The following is a 15,588-nucleotide window of genomic DNA, read 5'->3' as shown; positions in this document are numbered from 1 at the left end:
ACAGCACAGAAACTCCGGTAACAGCTTGCCGTAAGGCATGTATAGTTGTAGCCAGTTACCGGAGTTCTGTTATGAAGCTGAGCCTGCCAATCCTGCTGTCCTTCTTCGCTGCTTCTGCTGGCGCTGCACAGCTGACTGAAACTGAAACCCGCTGGCTGCAAGCCGGTTCTCCCGTGCTGGCGTATGCCAAGCAGGAACTCAAACTTCCGATTGATATCGTGGTCCAGCCGCAAGCCGGTCCGAACGACGTGCCGCTGGCCATGGGTTTTGCCGATGGCCGCTGCAAGCTGGTGTTCTCCATGCGCGGCAATCCCCAAGCGGAAGAAGTGCTGTCCGGCGTACCTGCCGAGCAACAGAAAATCCTGATCGAAGCCATGACGGCGCACGAAGTCGGCCATTGCTGGCGCCAGGCGCACGGCAGCTGGCATGCTTTGCCGGCCGGCTTTGTCGAGGGTCCGCATGAACAGCTCGACAACCCTGAACTGCAGGCACTGTCGAAGGAAATGCGCGATACCCGCCGCGAGGAAGCCTTCTCCGACCTGGTGGCGTTGGCATGGACGCAACGCGCGAATGCCGCGCAATACAAGCAGGTGCATGCCTGGCTGATGCAGGTGCGCCAGCCTGTCGAGCACGGCTCGCACAACACGCGCGCCTGGCTGCAGCTTGCGGCCGATGGCGCTGTGTTCTCTAGCGAACATAACCCCTTCGAGCAGGCGCGCGTGCTGTGGGGCAAAGGCTTACTTAAAGACGAGCAATAACGCAACTGTGTTCGGTCGCGCACAGAATTTAGTCCCCGGGAGGCGTGTAATTCCCATGCAAACCATCCTAAAGGGGACTAACCATGAAGAAAATCCTGTGTATTTCGCTGGCTGCCCTGTTCAGTACTTCATTCGCCGTCGCGCAGGCTGCCGATAACGACGCCTACAAGGCTGCGAAGGACAAGGCTGAATCCGACTACAAGGTTGCTAAGGACAATTGCAAGAGCCTGAAGGGTAATGCTGAAGACATCTGCAAGGACGAAGCCAAAGTAGCCGAAGCGCGCGCTATCCTGGACGCGACCAGGCAGCACCAGAACACGCCCAGGGACGTAGAAAAGGCCCAGAAAAAACTGGCCGATGCAGAGTATGACCTGGCCAAGGAGCGTTGCGACGACATGAGCGGTTCGGCCAAGTCGGCCTGCAAGTCGGACGCCAAGTCCGCCCATAAGACCGCGCTGGCCAATGCTGGCACGCCAAGCACCACTGAGACCATTGCCCAGGAGACCCGCGAAGCTGGAACCAACCTGGCCAATACTACGCGCGAGGCAACTGCCGATACACGCGCGGCTGCACGTGACGCAACCGCCGGCACCCGCACCGCGATGTCCGATACCATGATCACCACCAAGGTGAAGGCAGAATATGCCGCCGACCCGCTGGTGAAAGCCATGGACGTGCACGTCGAAACCCAGAAGGGGATCGTCATGCTGAGCGGCTTCGTGCCATCGAAGGCTGAAGCTGACAAAGCTGTCGAACTGGCCCGCAAAGTCGAGGGCGTGCAGGAAGTGAAGTCTTCCCTGCAGATCAAGAAATAAACGGGCGCCTTGCGCCAAAGAGGGGCCGGCCCAGCGCCGGCTTTTCTTTTTCTTGCATTCATGATGATCATCATCTAAGATGCGGCGCATGATTGCTCAAACTTTCTCCCAGTGGTTGCAGCGCCGCGGCATCCACTATGCGTGGGTCATCGTTGCCTTGACCTTCCTGACCGGGCTGACCTCATCGGCCGCACTCGGCTTGCCGGGCGCGCTGCTGCAGCCCCTGAGCAAGGAGTTCGGCTGGGGTGTCGACCAGATATCGTCGGCCCTGGCCGTGCGCTTCGCCCTGTTTGGCCTGATGGGGCCCTTCTCGGCGATCCTGATGGAGCGCTTCGGCTTGCGTAAAGTGGTGGTGACGGCGCTTGCCCTGATCACGGCGGGCTCCTTGCTGGCGCTGGGGATGACGCAGTTCTGGCACCTGGTGCTGTTGTGGGGCGTGATGCTGGGCGTGGGCTCGGGCATGACAGCGCTGGTCCTGAGCGCCGTAGTCTCCAATCGCTGGTTCGAGACCCGGCGCGGCCTGGTGGTCGGCTTGCTGACGGCCAGTTCGGCAACCGGGCAGTTGATCTTCCTGCCGGTAGGGGCATGGCTGGTGGAGCATTTCGGCTGGCGCATGGCTGTCGTGCCGGTGCTGGTGGCGTGCGGCGTCGTTGCGATTGCCGTGTTCTTCCTGATGCGTAATCGTCCTGCCGATGTTGGCCTGGCGCCGTTTGGTGCAACGCAGCCTGCAGCGACAGTTACGGCGTCAATGACGATTGGTTTCGCGACGCCGTTCCGCATCCTGCGAGAAGCGTCGGGCAGCCGGGTGTTCTGGCTGCTGGCCGGCAGCTTCTTCATCTGCGGTCTGAGTACCAATGGCCTGATCCAGACCCACTTCATTTCCCTGTGCGGCGATGCCGGCCTGGGTCCGGTGCCTGCTGCTTCGGTACTGGCGATGATGGGCGCCTTCGACCTGATTGGCACGATCCTGTCCGGCTGGCTGTCGGACCGCTACGACAACCGCAAGCTGCTGTTCTGGTATTACAGCCTGCGCGGCCTGTCGCTTCTGTGGCTTCCGTATTCGGAGTTCACGCTTTACGGGCTGTCGATATTCGCCATGTTCTATGGCCTGGACTGGATCGCCACCGTGCCGCCAACCGTGCGCCTGGTCGCAACGACATTCGGCAAGGAGAAAGCGGGCATGGTGTTCGGCTGGATTTTCGCAGCCCACCAGTTGGGTGCTGCAGTCGCTGCGTTCGGGGCAGGGCAGGTGCGTACGCTGCTGCTTACCTACAATCCCGCGCTGTTCACTGCAGGCGCTGCCTGCCTGGTGGCTGGCCTGATGGTGCTGGCGATCAGGTTGCGGCCGGCCGCAGCAGCGGCGCCGGTCGCAGCCAGCGCCGCATGACGGTCAGGAGTGGGCCAGGATCGCCAGGCTGACGAGGATGCCGGCGAACCACACCACCGTGCGCATGGTAGCGAGGTTGCTGATGTAGATGATGCTGTAGGTCACGCGGATCAGGACAAAGGACATCGCCAGGATATCGATGCGGTCCTGGTTGGCGTGGGCCTGCTGCGCGAGGATGACGGCTGCAATGAACAGCGGCAGTGCCTCAAAGCCGTTGTGCTGTGCAGCGATGGCGCGCTTCATCCAGCCAGCCTGGCGGCCGGCCCAGTCGCGCGGATCGGTATTGTCGTAGCGGTCATTGCTCGTGACCGAGGCGACTTTGGATGTCATCGCGACGACCATGGGCAGCAGGCAGGCCGCGGCGATACACCAGTTTGCAACCGTCATTTTTTACTTCTCCTCTTATTAAAGGTATTTGGCGAGCCAGCCGTGAACTTCGTTGTAGAAGTAGCGGCTGTTTTCGCCTTTCAGGATCCAGTGGTTTTCGTCCGGGAATACTACCAGTTTGCTAGGGGTATTCAAGCGTTGTTGCGCCGCGAAGTTCATCAGCGCGTTGTTGACCGGTACACGGTAATCCAGTTCGCCGACGGTGATCAGGATCGGCGTCTTGAAGCCGGTGCCTTTCTCGTGGTTCGTACCTTGCATGATCGGGCTTTGCTCGCGCCATACGGGCAGGTCGCTCCATACCGGGCCGCCGCCGTTGACTTCACGGCCATAGATGCTGTCGCTGGTACCCCACTGCATCACCAGGTCCATCTCGCCAGCGTGCGACACGATGGCCTTGTAGCGGGTGGTGGTGGCCTGCAGCCAGTTGGCCAGGTGGCCGCCGTAGCTTGCGCCGCCTGCCGCCAGCCTGGTGCTGTCGATGAATGGATATTTCTTGATCGCTTCGTCAACTGCCCAGTTGATTTCGTCGCCCGGGCCTTTCAGCGGGTCATGCTGGATCGAGCGCGCGAATTCTTCGCCGTAGCCGGTGGAGCCCTTGTAGTCGGTCAGCAGCACTACATAGCCCGGCTTGGCCAGCAAGTGGTAGTTCCAGCGCAGCACGAACTGGTCGCGCCACATGTTTGCGGCGCCGCCGTGGATCACCGCAAACAGCGGGTATTTCTTGTTCGGGTCAAAGCCGGCCGGCTTGACGATCATGTTGTGGATCTGGCGGCCGTCCGGTGTCTTGTACCAGAAATGCTCGGGCGCCTGCCAGTCGATCGTCGCGGCTTTCTCCACATTGAAGGAGGTCAGTCGCTTCGGGGCGCCGTTGAACGAGTAGATTTCCGGCGGGTTGACGGCCGATTCCCATACGCCTACCAGTGCCTTGCCGCCCGCGTTGAGCGAGTTGATCGAGCCGTTCGGCAGCGATGGTTCTTCGCGCTTGTCGCTGCCGGCGTAGGTCATCGAATTAACCTTTTCCAGGCCGGCATGCTCGAAGGAGTAGTAAATGCGCTTGCCGTCACCCGGCAGAGCGATGCGCGAAATCGAGCGGTCCAGGTCCTGGGTCAGGATCTTCGGCTGTGCGCTGGTGAAGGGCCAGGCGAAGCTGGCTACGCGGGTCAGGTCGTACACCTTGTTCGGCGCTTCTTCCTCGGTCAGCGCGAGCAGGGTCTTGCCATCCGGGGAGAAGCGCAGGTCGTGGTAGCTGCGGCCATCCTTCGTCAACTGGGTCGGCTCGCCGCCGCCCAGCGGAACGCTGTAGATCTGGGTGAAGGTGGAGGCGCGTGCGGCTTCGTCACGGTTGGTGGAAACGGCGAACACCACGCCTTTGCCGTCGGGCGTCCAGACCGCGTTCAGGGACTGTCCGTCGTCGCCCTGGCTGCCGCCGAACCCCGGCAGGTCGGCCAGCTTGCTGCCGGCTAGGATATCGCGCGGCTTGGCGTCGGCCTGCGCATCCATCACGAACAGGCGCACCTTCTTGTCGTCCAGCCATTTGTCGAAGAAGCGCGGCGGGAAGGACTCGTAGGCGCGGGCGCTATATTTGCGGTCCTTGCGCTCCTTGGCCACCTTCTTGACTGCTTCTTCATCGGTCGTTCCTGGGAAGATCTCGCTGACGAACAGGATCTGCTTGCCGTCCGGGCTCCACTTCGGCATGCGCGCGCCCAGCGTCAGGGTAGTCATGCGCTGCGCTTCGCCGCCGCTGGCGACGTCGAGGCGGTAGATCTGCGGCGCTTCGTCGCCTTCGCGCTTGGCGACGAACAGCAGGAAGCGGCTGTCCGGCGACCAGGCGTGGGCGGATTCGCCGCCTTTGCTGAAGGTCAGGCGGCGCGGTGCGCTATCGTCCACCAGGGACTTGATCCAGATGTCGGACCATTGCTCCTTGCTGTCGTAGGCCGGATCGGTGACCGAGAACACGGCCCATTTGCCGTCCGGGCTGGGCTGCGGGGCGCCGACGCGCTTCATCAGCCACACGTCCTCGTGGGTGATGGCGTGTTTGGCTGGTTCGACTGCTGCCGCCTGGGACAGGCCGGCGCATGCAGCGAGGAGCAGCAGGGAGGTGAGTTTGGGGAGGATGTTAGTTGCAGTCATTGCAATGGCTTCGTTGGAACAAGGGAGCGAGGATAGTGCGGAATCGAGGCTCCTGTGTCAACGTGCTGTTACTTAGTCGTTACAAAGGGCGAGCGTGCTAGACTCGCGCCCCATGAATTCCATCCTCGCCCTGAAACTCTTCCTCGTCCCCTCATTGATCTATGCAGTCACGCTGGCCGGCCGGCGCTGGGGACCCGGCGTTGCCGGCTGGCTTTCGGCTTTTCCGATCGTCGCGGGGCCGATACTGCTGGCGATCTCGCTGGAGCAAGGCGCCGGGTTTGCCGCGACAGCGGCGGAAGGGACCCTGATGGCCGTGCTGGCAATGATTGCCTTCAGCCTGGCGTACGCGTGGGCCTCCGGCCGGATGGGCGTTGCCGGCGCCATGCCGGTTGCGTTGAGTACATGGGCGCTGGCGGTGGCGGGACTGCAGTCGCTGCACCTGGCGTTGCCGTTTGCAGCTGCGGCTGTTGTGGTCGCGCTGCTTGTCGCGCCTCGCTTGTTCCCCTCGACGCCGGCTACGCCATCCGCTGCCGCGAGTGCGGTGCCGGCGCGGCGTGGCGGCGACTTGCCGTGGCGGATGCTGGCGGGTGCAGTGCTGGTGATGTCGGTCAGCGCGGCGGCCGCAGGGCTGGGGCCACGCCTGAGCGGCTTCCTGGCCATGTTCCCGGTCATGGGCACGGTGCTGACGGGCTTCACCCACGTACAGGCAGGCCGCAACAGCGCGGTGCAACTGCTGCGCGGCACCATGCTGGGCTACTTTGCCTTCGCCGCATTTTGCGTGGCGATCTCGCTGCTGCTGCGCGCGCAGCCGGTGGCGGCATCCTTCTTCTGCGCCTTTGTTTTCGCGCTGACTATCCAGCTATTGGTGAAAGCCGCATCGTCAAAGCGCCTGGCGACATGACAAAGCCGTGGTATTCCTCGCTGTCTCCTTCGACGGAAAGCAGCTCGAAGCGCCCCAGCAGGCAAGCCATGGCCACCTTGATTTCCAACAGCGACAGGTAGCGTCCCGGACAGAGGCGAGGGCCTGAACCGAAGGGCATTGCAAGTTGGCGCGCATTGCTGCCATCCAGCCAGCGCTGCGGATCGAAAGCGGCTGCATTGCACAGCTTCGCTTCCGCCACGCTGTCGTGCCGCAGCACGCACCACACCACGCTGTCCTTCGGCACCTGCACATCGCCCACCACGAAGTCGCGGTTGGCCTGCAATGGAATGAAGGGCGCCGGCGGCTTGAGGCGCATGGCCTCGTGCGCGCAGGCGTCGATGTATTCCAGCTGGTCCATCTGCTCGATGCTGAAGCCTGCCGGATCGGGTGCAACGCGCCGCACTTCTTCCTGCGCGCGTTGTAGCGCCGCCGGGTGGCGAGACAGGAGCCAGATTAGCCAGGACAGAGCGCTGGATGTTGTGTCTTCGCCCGCCAGCAACATGGTGCTGACATTGCCGACTACTGCGGCGTGGTCGATGCCGCTGCCTTCCTGGTCCGCTGCGGCCAGCATCGCTTCCAGCATGTTCTGCGGCTTCTCGGCGCGGGAAGGATCGTCCTGCATGCGCTGGCGTGCCTTGGCGATGAAGCCATTGGTCGCTTCGCGCATGGCAAGGACTGCCGCCTTCAGCTTGCGGTCGTAGGGCAGCTTCACGTAGCGCCAGTACGGGACCGGCAGCAGGGATCGGCGCGCGGTACCTTCCATGATCAGCTCCAGCTGCTGCTGCACCACGTCGTCGCCATGCTCGATGGTGTTGACCTCTTCGCCGAACGCCAGCCCGGCGATCACGTCCACCGTGTAGCGCTTCAGGTCTGCATTCAGTGCGATGGGGCGGCCTTCCTGCGCCGCCAGCGCCCAGCGTCCCTGCAGGCGCGTACCGACGCGCGCCAGCAAGGGGAAATAGGCTTTGATCGCATGCGGGGCGAATGCCTGCATCACCATCTTGCGCTGGTTGCGCCAGGCCGCGCCTTCGGCCAGGAAGACACCGCGCTCGCCGCCCATTTCATCCGACACCTGGGCCGTGACGTCGGGGCGCCGGAAGCCGTCCGGCCGGTCGCGCAGTATGCCATTGACCAGCGCCGCATCGGCAACGACCAGCGCCTGGGAGCGGCCAATGCTCATCCGGAACAGCGAGCCATATTGGTTCGCCAGGGCTTCGACATCGGCATGCACCTTGCGCGGCCGCAGTTGCAAGATATTGCCGAGGAAGGGCAGGCCCCTTGGGCCGGGCAGGTCGGAGAGTTGGCGCAGCGCGCCGCGAGTGGGGGCGGTTGTCGTATTCATGCTGCCAGTATGCGTCGACCGTGCGGTCCGGTCTTGAACATTTGCGACATCGCGCTACAATGCTGTGCATGTTGCCAATTAGTAAATTCATCGTGCCGCGCCGTTCGCTCGCCTCCTGCCTGCGTGCGATCGTCGTGCGCAATACGGTCGGCTGCGAGTTGCCCGACGAGCAGCGCCTCAACCGTTATCCGGCGACAGGTTTTCCGGTGCTGTTCCTGCAACTGGTGGGCGAGTCCCAGATGGTGGAGCCGCCGATGGCGGAGAAGTGTCAGGAGGGCGGCGTGCTGCTGTCGGGTGCGTGGACCGGTCCCACGGTGTCCGCCAACCCGGGCCCCACGCATTTCATGACCGTGCTTTTTTTCCCCGAAGCGCTGCACCGCCTGACGGGGATCGACATGAGCACCATCGTCGACCAGTTCCAGCCGCTCGATGTGATGCTCGACGCCGAATGGCAGCAGCTGGCGGCGCAAATGCTTGCCGCGCCCGACGACGAAACGCGTGTGGCCTTGCTGGAGGAATTCCTTGAGCCGCGCTGGCGCGCCGTGCGCGACGACAGCACTTTCGATGGCGCGGTAGGCGATTGGGTGCGCCGCATGGAAGGCCGTGCGGCCGCCGCAGGCATCGGCCGCAGCGTGCGCATGGCCGAACGGCGCATCCGCGAATGGGCAGGGCAGCCGCTGCGCCGCCTGCGCCGCTCCTATCGCGCCGAACAGACTTTCATCGCCGCGCGCGACGCCGCGCTGAAAGGCAAGGTTTCGCTCGGCGACATGGCGCAGCTGGGAGGTTATTCCGACCAGTCGCACATGAGCCGCGAAGCGCGCGCGATCAGCGGGCTTAGCCCGTCCGAGATCCTGCGGCGCGGGCTGGAAGACGAAACCTACTGGGTCTACCGTATCTGGAACTAGCAGCGCGGCCCCATTCGCTATAATCGTCTCGCCATGACAGATTTTGACGACGACGAACAGTTGGTGACTGAGCTGGGCCTTGCAGCCCGCGGCATCGAACTGGCAAAGCAGGAAGGCCGCGTATTCCTGCGCTTCACCGGCAGTGTGGAGCTGGACGGCCTGCACATTCCCTACGACCTGGTGCCGCAGCAAGGCGTGCTGGCCAAGCCATCCAAATGGCGCAAGCTCGAGCGCGATGGGCGCGCGGCCCTGCTGCTGGAGCGCGGCAGCGAGGCTGCGCAGGCTGCCCTGCATGCCGACGTCGTCGCTTTCGCCGCCGAGCTGCGCGAAGAATGCGACGACTACGGCATGCGGCCGATGGACTTCCTGCATGCGCTGGAAGACATGCAGACCTCCGAGCCGGCCGGCATCGTCTTCGATCGCATCCGCCAGCGCCTGGAACATGCGGTCGAGCGCCATCGCGAAGAACGCCACGCTGAACGCACGCGCCAGAGCATCAACCTGGCCGAATACCCTGATACCTTCGAAGTCGCACGCCGCCTGCCGCGCAAATTCATTGCGCTGCTGGGGCCGACCAATTCCGGCAAGACCCACAAGGCGATGGAAGCGTTGGCGAAAGCGCGCAGCGGCGTTTATCTGGCGCCACTGCGCCTGCTGGCGCTGGAGAACTACGAGCGCCTGCAAGCTTCCGACCCGGACCTGAAGGTCAGCCTGGTGACCGGCGAAGAGCGCCGTATCGAAGAAGGCGCAACCCATGTTGCCAGCACGGTGGAAATGCTGGACACGCGCACGCAAGTCGAGGTGGCCGTGATTGATGAGATCCAGATGCTGTCCGACCGCGACCGCGGTGCCGCCTGGACCGCCGCCGTCTGCGGCGCACCGGCGCGCACGGTCTACCTGGTGGGCGCGGCCGAAGCGCGGCGCGCAGTGGAAGCGCTGGCCGAGCGGCTGGAATGCCCGATCGAAGTCCACATCCTGAAGCGCAAGGCGCCGCTGTCGATGGAACCGTCCGCCGTGCGCAAGCTCAAAGGCTTGCGCAAGGGCGACGCCGTGATCGCCTTCTCGCGCCGCGAAGTGCTGATGTGGCGCGACATGGTGACCGAAGCCGGCCTGTCAGTCGCCACGGTGTACGGCAACCTGTCGCCTGAAGTGCGGCGCGCGCAGGCGCAGCGCTTCCGGGATGGCCATGCCGACGTGGTAGTGGGCACGGACGCGATTGCCATGGGCCTGAACCTGCCGATCCAGCGCGTGGTGATGACTACCACCGTCAAGTACAACGGCTACGAGGAAGAGGAAATTCCTGCGGCCCTGGCGCGCCAGATCGCGGGCAGGGCAGGGCGCTACGGCGTGCACGAGGAAGGCCACGTGGCGGGCTACGACGACGAGACGCACGGCGTGATGCGCTCGCTGTTGAAGGAAAAATTGCCGCCGCTGAAAGCCACAGGTTTCGCCGTGGCGCCGACGCTGGAGCACCTGCACCGTATCGCTGCCGTCACCGGCGAGGATTCGCTGGCGCGCTTGCTCAAGCGCTTCGTTCACAATATCGACGTGCCGGATGGTTTCTTCTTCCCGCGCATCACCGAGGAGCAGTTCGAACGCGCCGAATGGCTGGATACCTTGCCTCTGTCGGTGGCGGACAAGTTCACCCTGTCGCTGGTACCGATTTCCTCCAACGTGGTCACGCTGCAGAAAGCTTGGGAACACTGGTGCGTATCGTTGTCGCGCCAGCGCGTGACCCACCTGCATCCGGAGCAGAACCCGCTGCAGTGGATGAACCTGCAGGAGGCGGAAGATGCCTGCCGCCTCTATTCGGCCTACGCCTGGCTGGGCTACCGCCTGCCTGAATTCTTCCCCGACGTGGCGCAGGCGCTGGAGCTCTCGCGTTCCGCCTCCGAAAGGGTTGACGGCATCCTGCAGGACCAGAACGCCGCCAACCGCCGCCGCCAGCCGAAGCGCTTCCGCTAGGCCGGCTTCTTCGCGTGCATCCGGTCGAGGCTTGAACGTGCACCGGCGACCGCCTCCAGCCGCTCTTGCAGGTACTGGCTAAGGCGCGGATGCTGGCTGAAGGCCACGTTGAAGCGAATGTGCCGGTCCGGTGTGTCACTGGGCGAGAAGGCGGCGCCGCGCATGAGCAGGATCTTGTTGCGGTATGCGTCCTGCGCCAGCAGGTCCACGTCCAGGCCTTCTGGCATGGTGCCCCACAGGAAAATGCCGGCGTCGCCCGGCTGCTCGAACTGCACGCCGGCTGCGCTGAGCTGGCGCGAGCTGGCGTTACGTGCCGCCATGATTTTGCGCTGCAAGCGCTCCAGGTGCTTGCGCAGGTTACCCGCCCTAAGCACTTCCAGCAGCACATATTCGTTCAAGGCAGGCGTCGTCAGGATGGAGTGAATCTTGGTGCGCATCAGTACCTTGAGCAGGGCGGGCGTTGCAGCAAGGTAGCCCATGCGCAAGGCAGGGCTCAGCGCCTTGCAGAAGCTCGAATAGTAGATCACCCCATCGAGCCCGGACAGGGCAGCCAGCCGAGTGCCTGGAGATTGCTGGAAATAGCCATGCACGTCGTCTTCGGCAATCAGGAAGCCATGCTGTTGCGCCAGCATCAATACCTTATGCAGGTTGGCGGCGCTGCTGCTCCAGCCGGTGGGGTTATGCAAGGCGGTCTGCACGAACAGGATGCGCGGTCGATGTTCGCGGCACGCCGCTTCCAGCTCGTCCAGGTCGAGGCCATCGGGACGGCGCTTGATCGGGACCAGGCGTATCCCTTCTTGGCGCAGCCTGCCAAACATCAGGAAGAAGCCGGGATCTTCGACCAGTACGGTGTCGCCGGGCTGTAGAAAGCTGCGGCAAATCAGGTCGATCGCGTGGGTGCCGCCAAAGGTGGTGAGTACATGGCCGGCATCAACGTCCACACCTATGCCGCGTAGCAGCAGCGCTATGTGTTCGCGCAATTCGGGCAGCCCCTGGGGCGGGCAGCGCGAGGCCATGCCGGCACTGCTTCGGGCCAATGCCCTTTGTATCGCGGCCGCCGGAACTGCGTCTTGCAGCCAGGTTGGCGGCAGTGCGCCGCTGCTGGCCAGCAATACACCTTCGCGTTGATCGTTTGCCTGCTGCGCCAGCCAGACCGGCTCTTGCTCCTCGCCCGCTTCCAGTGCGGCTTCGTCAGGAATCGATTTGCCCTCGTCATTCCTGGTGCAGACATAGAAGCCGGCCGTGCCTTGCGAATCGATGACGCCTGCCGCGACCAGCCGGTCATAGGCTACAACGACGGTGTTCGTGCTCACTGCCAGCTGGCTGGCGAGCTGGCGTATCGACATCAGCTTGGAGCCGCCAGGCAGCGCGCGGCTCTCGACCATGTGCCGTAACTGTGTCTCAATCTGCTTGGACAATGGGATGGGAGAGCTGCGGTCGATGGCGAACATGACGAGAGTCTAGCGTAAAAACATCAGGGCCAGGACCAGCAAGGCCGCACCCATGGCCAGGTTGAATGCGCGTTGCTTGCGCGGGTCGTCGAGCAAGCGCCGGATCGACATGCCAAACAGGGCCCACATGAAATTGCAGGGAGCCCCTACAAGCATGCCAATGACCGACGCCTGCAGTGCATTGGCGAAGGCATTGCCCTGCGCGGGCATGAACACCGATGCCACGGTAATGGCTTTCAGCCAGCTTTTGGGATTAAGCGCCTGGAAGACGGTAGCCTGGGTGAAGGACACGGCCTTGGAAGCGCGCACGCCATCCGCCGAAGCTCCGCTGAGTTTCCAGGCAAGGTAGATGAGATACAGTGAACCCGCGACGCGCAGCACCTGTTGCGCCAATGGGTAGGTGACGAAGAGGCTTCCCAGCCCCACGCACATCAGCATGGTTTGCACGAAAACGCCGGCCTGGATGCCGAGGATGACCGGCAATGCGCCGCGACCGCCGAAATTGGCGCCCGTGATGGCGAGCATGACATTGTTTGGCCCAGGCGTGGCCGACATGACGAGGCAATAGCTCGCCAGGGGCAGGAGTTCGATCATGGTGTGCAATCCGCAACGAAGGAATGGCACAGTCTAGGATCGCGGCACAGGGCGAACAAGACACAAGGCGGGGGGATGGGAGTCATGCTGTATCAGTCGAACGACTGCTACAGTTGGCAGTAGAAACAAAAAAGCCTCGTCCGAAGACGAGGCTTTCCTGTTCATTCTGGTAGGCCGTGCGGGGCTCGAACCTGCGACCAACGGATTAAAAGTCCGCTGCTCTACCAACTGAGCTAACGACCCGAAAGAGGCCGTATTATATACGAGGATTTTGGCGTTTGCAAAGTCCCTTTTTTTTTTGCGTCACCCCATGGCGGTAACCTTGAGCACTTCCTCCGCCGTGGTCACGCCTTCGCGCACCTTGAAAGCGCCGGCAATGCGCAACGGGACCATGCCTTCGGCGACCGCCTGCTTGCGCAGGGCGGTGATGTCGGTTTCTTCTTCAAGCATGGTGTTGAACGATTCGCTGGTGGTGAGCAGCTCGTAGATGCCGGTGCGGCCGCGGAAGCCGGTCTGGCGGCACTCGGGGCAGCCGACCGGGCGATATACCTTTTCCGGCTTGCCGATATCCCAGCCGCCGCTCAGGCCCTGCCAGAGATCGTCGGCCAGCTCGCCGCCTTCCTCCTTGCAGTCCACGCACAGCGTGCGCACCAGGCGCTGCGCCATGATGCCGATCAGCGTTGCTTCCAGCATGTAGTAAGGCACGCCCAGCTCCAGCAAGCGCATCACGGCCGATGGCGCATCATTGGTGTGCAGCGTGGACAGCACCAGGTGGCCGGTCAGCGCGGCCTGGATCGCCATCTCCGCAGTCTCCAGGTCGCGGATCTCGCCGACCATGATGATGTCCGGGTCTTGCCGCATCAGGGCGCGCACGCCGTCGGCGAAAGTCAGGTCGATGCCGGGCTGCACCTGCATCTGGTTGAACGAGGCCTCGACCATCTCGATCGGGTCTTCCACCGTACAGACGTTGACCTCTGGCGTCGCCAGCGTTTTCAGCGTGGTGTACAGGGTGGTGGTCTTGCCCGAGCCGGTCGGGCCGGTGACGAGGATGATGCCGTGCGGACGGTTGGTCAGCGAGTCCCAGCGCTTGGCGTCTTCCGGCGGGAAACCCAGCTCCGGCAAGGTCTTCACCACCACTTCCGGGTCGAAGATACGCATGACCAGCTTTTCGCCGAAGGCGGTCGGCAGGGTCGACAAACGCAATTCGATTTCCTGGCCGCCGGCGGTGCGGGTCTTGATACGGCCATCCTGCGGACGGCGCTTCTCGATCACGTCCATGCGGCCCAGCAGCTTGATGCGGGCGGTCATCGCGATCATCACCACCGCCGGCACCTGGTAGACCTGGTGCAGCACGCCGTCGATCCGGAAACGGATGGTGCCGAGTTCGCGCTTGGGCTCGAGGTGGATGTCCGACGCGCGCTGTTCGAAGGCGTACTGCCACAGCCAGTCGACGATATTGATCACGTGCTGGTCGTTGGCATCGACCGTCTTGTTCATCTTGCCCAGCTCGACCAGCTGCTCGAAGTTGTTGCGCAGGGCGATGTCCTGGCCAGTATTCTTGTTGGCGTGCTTGATCGACTTGGCCAGCGAGAAGAACTGCGAGGTGTACTGGGAAATATCGAGCGGGTTCGAGATCACGCGCTTGATGACGCGGCGCGCGACCTTGGCGATTTCCCCTTCCCACTCCAGCGCGAACGGATCGGCGGTGGCCACGGTCAGCGTGTCCGGCGTGATTTCCACCGGCAGGATGTTGAAGCGCGCCGCATAGCTGGCCGACATCACGTCCGCCACCTTGGTGAAGTCGATCTTCAGCGGGTCGATGCGGTAGAAGGGCAGCTTGGCGCGCTGGGCCAGCCATTCGGTCAGCACGTCCAGCGTCAGCAGCTTGCCGCTCTTGGCCGATACCAGCTTGCAGTGCGCCACGGCGCTGAGCGGATGCATGGCGCCCGGCGTGTTGCGCAGGATGCCTTGGGCCTGCGCGTACAGCCCTTTGACTTCGGCTTTCTCGACCATTCCATCAGCCAGCAGCCAGGTGAAGATAACTTGAAGATCGAGCGCTTTTGCCATGTGTGACCTTATGCGAGTGCGGCTTTGAGTCCTTTGAGCCAGGACTTTGCGGGCAATTTTGTTTCGGCGACGATTTGCGCGGCGCGGTCGGCCAGCGCAGCCACGTCGATGTTGCGGCGAGTCTTGAAGGCGATTGCCACCACGTTCCCGTCATGGACTTCCGGCAGCGACACCACTTGCGGGAAGGCGAACTTCATCGCCTTCAGGTTCTTGGCGTAGCTTGGATGGTCGCCGAACAGGTTGATGGTCATGATGCCATCGTCATTCAGGCAGGCGGCGCAAGCCTGGTAGAACTCAGGCGTGTCGAGCACCGGGCCGCGCGCAGTGGCGTCGTACAGGTCGACCTGCAGCGCGTCCAGCGTGCCGTGGTTGTCCGGGTTGGTGACGTAATCCATCGCATCCATCTCGACCACGTTGAGGCGGCCGTCATTGTCGGGCAGCTTGAACATGGAATAGCAGATGTTGATCACCGACGGATTCAGTTCCACCGTGGTGACTTGCGCTTCAGGGAAATGCTTGTAGCAGAACTTGGTCAGCGCGCCGGTGCCCAGGCCCAGTTGGGCGACGTGGGTCGGCGCATCGTTCCAAAGCATCCAGGCCATCATCTGTTGAGCGTACTCCAGTTCCGGCCAATCCGGCTTGCGGATGCGCATGGCGCCTTGCACCCACTCGGTGCCGAAATGCAGGTAGCGCACACCGTCCAATTCGGACAGCGTGACCGGGGCAAACTTGGGTTTTCGCGTGGCGGGACGCGAAGACTCTTCTTTTTCGATGGATTTACGTTTGATCAGCATGGCGGCATTATCCCGCGTTATCTTGCTTACAAGCAAGCGTCCAAATGAAAACTGCCGGCCATCGCTGGCCG

The 15,588-nt window shown here is 63.1% G+C and carries 13 protein-coding genes and 1 tRNA gene; 6 read left to right on the top strand and 8 right to left on the bottom strand.

Annotation, left to right across the window (positions count from 1 at the left end; all coding sequences use genetic code 11):
• The first annotated feature begins 71 nt into the window (after nucleotides 1-71).
• From ACN9MW_RS25440 to ACN9MW_RS25430, 3 genes are all read left to right on the top strand, one after another.
• Nucleotides 72-758 (top strand): hypothetical protein, encoded by a 687-nt coding sequence (locus ACN9MW_RS25440; RefSeq protein WP_426164028.1) that lies wholly within the window; start codon nucleotides 72-74, stop codon nucleotides 756-758.
• 83 nt (nucleotides 759-841) lie between these two features.
• Nucleotides 842-1,573 (top strand): BON domain-containing protein, encoded by a 732-nt coding sequence (locus ACN9MW_RS25435; protein ID WP_426164026.1) that lies wholly within the window; start codon nucleotides 842-844, stop codon nucleotides 1,571-1,573.
• Nucleotides 1,574-1,661: 88 nt separating this feature from the next.
• The gene (locus ACN9MW_RS25430; RefSeq protein WP_426164024.1) at nucleotides 1,662-2,960 is read left to right on the top strand and encodes an MFS transporter; all 1,299 of its coding nucleotides are present in this window, start codon (nucleotides 1,662-1,664) and stop codon (nucleotides 2,958-2,960) included.
• 3 nt (nucleotides 2,961-2,963) lie between these two features.
• On the opposite strand, the gene ACN9MW_RS25425 is transcribed toward ACN9MW_RS25430, so the two are convergent.
• Nucleotides 2,964-3,347 (bottom strand): MAPEG family protein, encoded by a 384-nt coding sequence (locus ACN9MW_RS25425; RefSeq protein WP_426164022.1) that lies wholly within the window; start codon nucleotides 3,345-3,347, stop codon nucleotides 2,964-2,966.
• 18 nt (nucleotides 3,348-3,365) lie between these two features.
• Nucleotides 3,366-5,477, bottom strand: coding sequence for a prolyl oligopeptidase family serine peptidase (locus ACN9MW_RS25420; RefSeq protein WP_426164020.1), 2,112 nt, complete (start codon nucleotides 5,475-5,477; stop codon nucleotides 3,366-3,368).
• A 112-nt stretch (nucleotides 5,478-5,589) separates the two neighbouring features.
• Here ACN9MW_RS25420 and ACN9MW_RS25415 point away from each other — a divergent pair, with 112 nt between their 5' ends.
• A complete protein-coding gene (locus ACN9MW_RS25415) occupies nucleotides 5,590-6,378 on the top strand; it encodes a hypothetical protein (RefSeq protein ID WP_426164018.1) in 789 nt (262 codons plus the stop codon).
• Here ACN9MW_RS25415 and ACN9MW_RS25410 read toward each other — a convergent pair.
• Nucleotides 6,329-7,741 carry a cytochrome P450 gene (locus ACN9MW_RS25410; protein WP_426164016.1) on the bottom strand — a complete coding sequence of 471 codons (1,413 nt, stop codon included), beginning with the start codon at nucleotides 7,739-7,741 and terminating at the stop codon, nucleotides 6,329-6,331. The genes ACN9MW_RS25415 and ACN9MW_RS25410 overlap by 50 nt on opposite strands.
• Nucleotides 7,742-7,809: 68 nt before the next feature.
• On the opposite strand from ACN9MW_RS25410, the gene ACN9MW_RS25405 reads away from it, so the two are divergent.
• Both ACN9MW_RS25405 and ACN9MW_RS25400 read left to right on the top strand, forming a co-directional pair.
• Nucleotides 7,810-8,646, top strand: a complete 837-nt coding sequence (locus ACN9MW_RS25405; RefSeq protein WP_426164014.1) for a helix-turn-helix domain-containing protein — start codon at nucleotides 7,810-7,812, stop codon at nucleotides 8,644-8,646.
• 33 nt (nucleotides 8,647-8,679) lie between these two features.
• Nucleotides 8,680-10,611, top strand: a complete 1,932-nt coding sequence (locus tag ACN9MW_RS25400) for a helicase-related protein (protein ID WP_426164011.1) — start codon at nucleotides 8,680-8,682, stop codon at nucleotides 10,609-10,611.
• Here the strand turns inward: ACN9MW_RS25400 and ACN9MW_RS25395 are convergent.
• From ACN9MW_RS25395 to ACN9MW_RS25375, 5 genes are all read right to left on the bottom strand, one after another.
• Entirely contained in the window at nucleotides 10,608-11,996 is a 1,389-nt protein-coding gene (locus ACN9MW_RS25395) for a PLP-dependent aminotransferase family protein (RefSeq protein ID WP_426164009.1), read from the bottom strand. The genes ACN9MW_RS25400 and ACN9MW_RS25395 overlap by 4 nt on opposite strands.
• A gap of 75 nt (nucleotides 11,997-12,071) precedes the next feature.
• Nucleotides 12,072-12,656, bottom strand: a complete 585-nt coding sequence (locus ACN9MW_RS25390; protein ID WP_426164006.1) for a LysE family translocator — start codon at nucleotides 12,654-12,656, stop codon at nucleotides 12,072-12,074.
• Between the two features lie 167 nt (nucleotides 12,657-12,823).
• Nucleotides 12,824-12,899: transfer RNA gene (locus ACN9MW_RS25385), tRNA-Lys, on the bottom strand.
• Nucleotides 12,900-12,959: 60 nt separating this feature from the next.
• Nucleotides 12,960-14,723 carry a GspE/PulE family protein gene (locus ACN9MW_RS25380; RefSeq protein WP_426164004.1) on the bottom strand — a complete coding sequence of 588 codons (1,764 nt, stop codon included), beginning with the start codon at nucleotides 14,721-14,723 and terminating at the stop codon, nucleotides 12,960-12,962.
• A gap of 8 nt (nucleotides 14,724-14,731) precedes the next feature.
• The gene (locus tag ACN9MW_RS25375) at nucleotides 14,732-15,517 is read right to left on the bottom strand and encodes a spermidine synthase (RefSeq protein WP_426164002.1); all 786 of its coding nucleotides are present in this window, start codon (nucleotides 15,515-15,517) and stop codon (nucleotides 14,732-14,734) included.
• Nucleotides 15,518-15,588 lie beyond the last annotated feature (71 nt).

Origin of the sequence: Pseudoduganella sp. R-34, from assembly GCF_049904655.1 — a bacterium.
Classification (GTDB): domain Bacteria; phylum Pseudomonadota; class Gammaproteobacteria; order Burkholderiales; family Burkholderiaceae_D; genus Rugamonas.
Note: the sequence above shows the minus strand (reverse complement) of the source record. Positions and strands in the feature narration are given on the sequence as shown.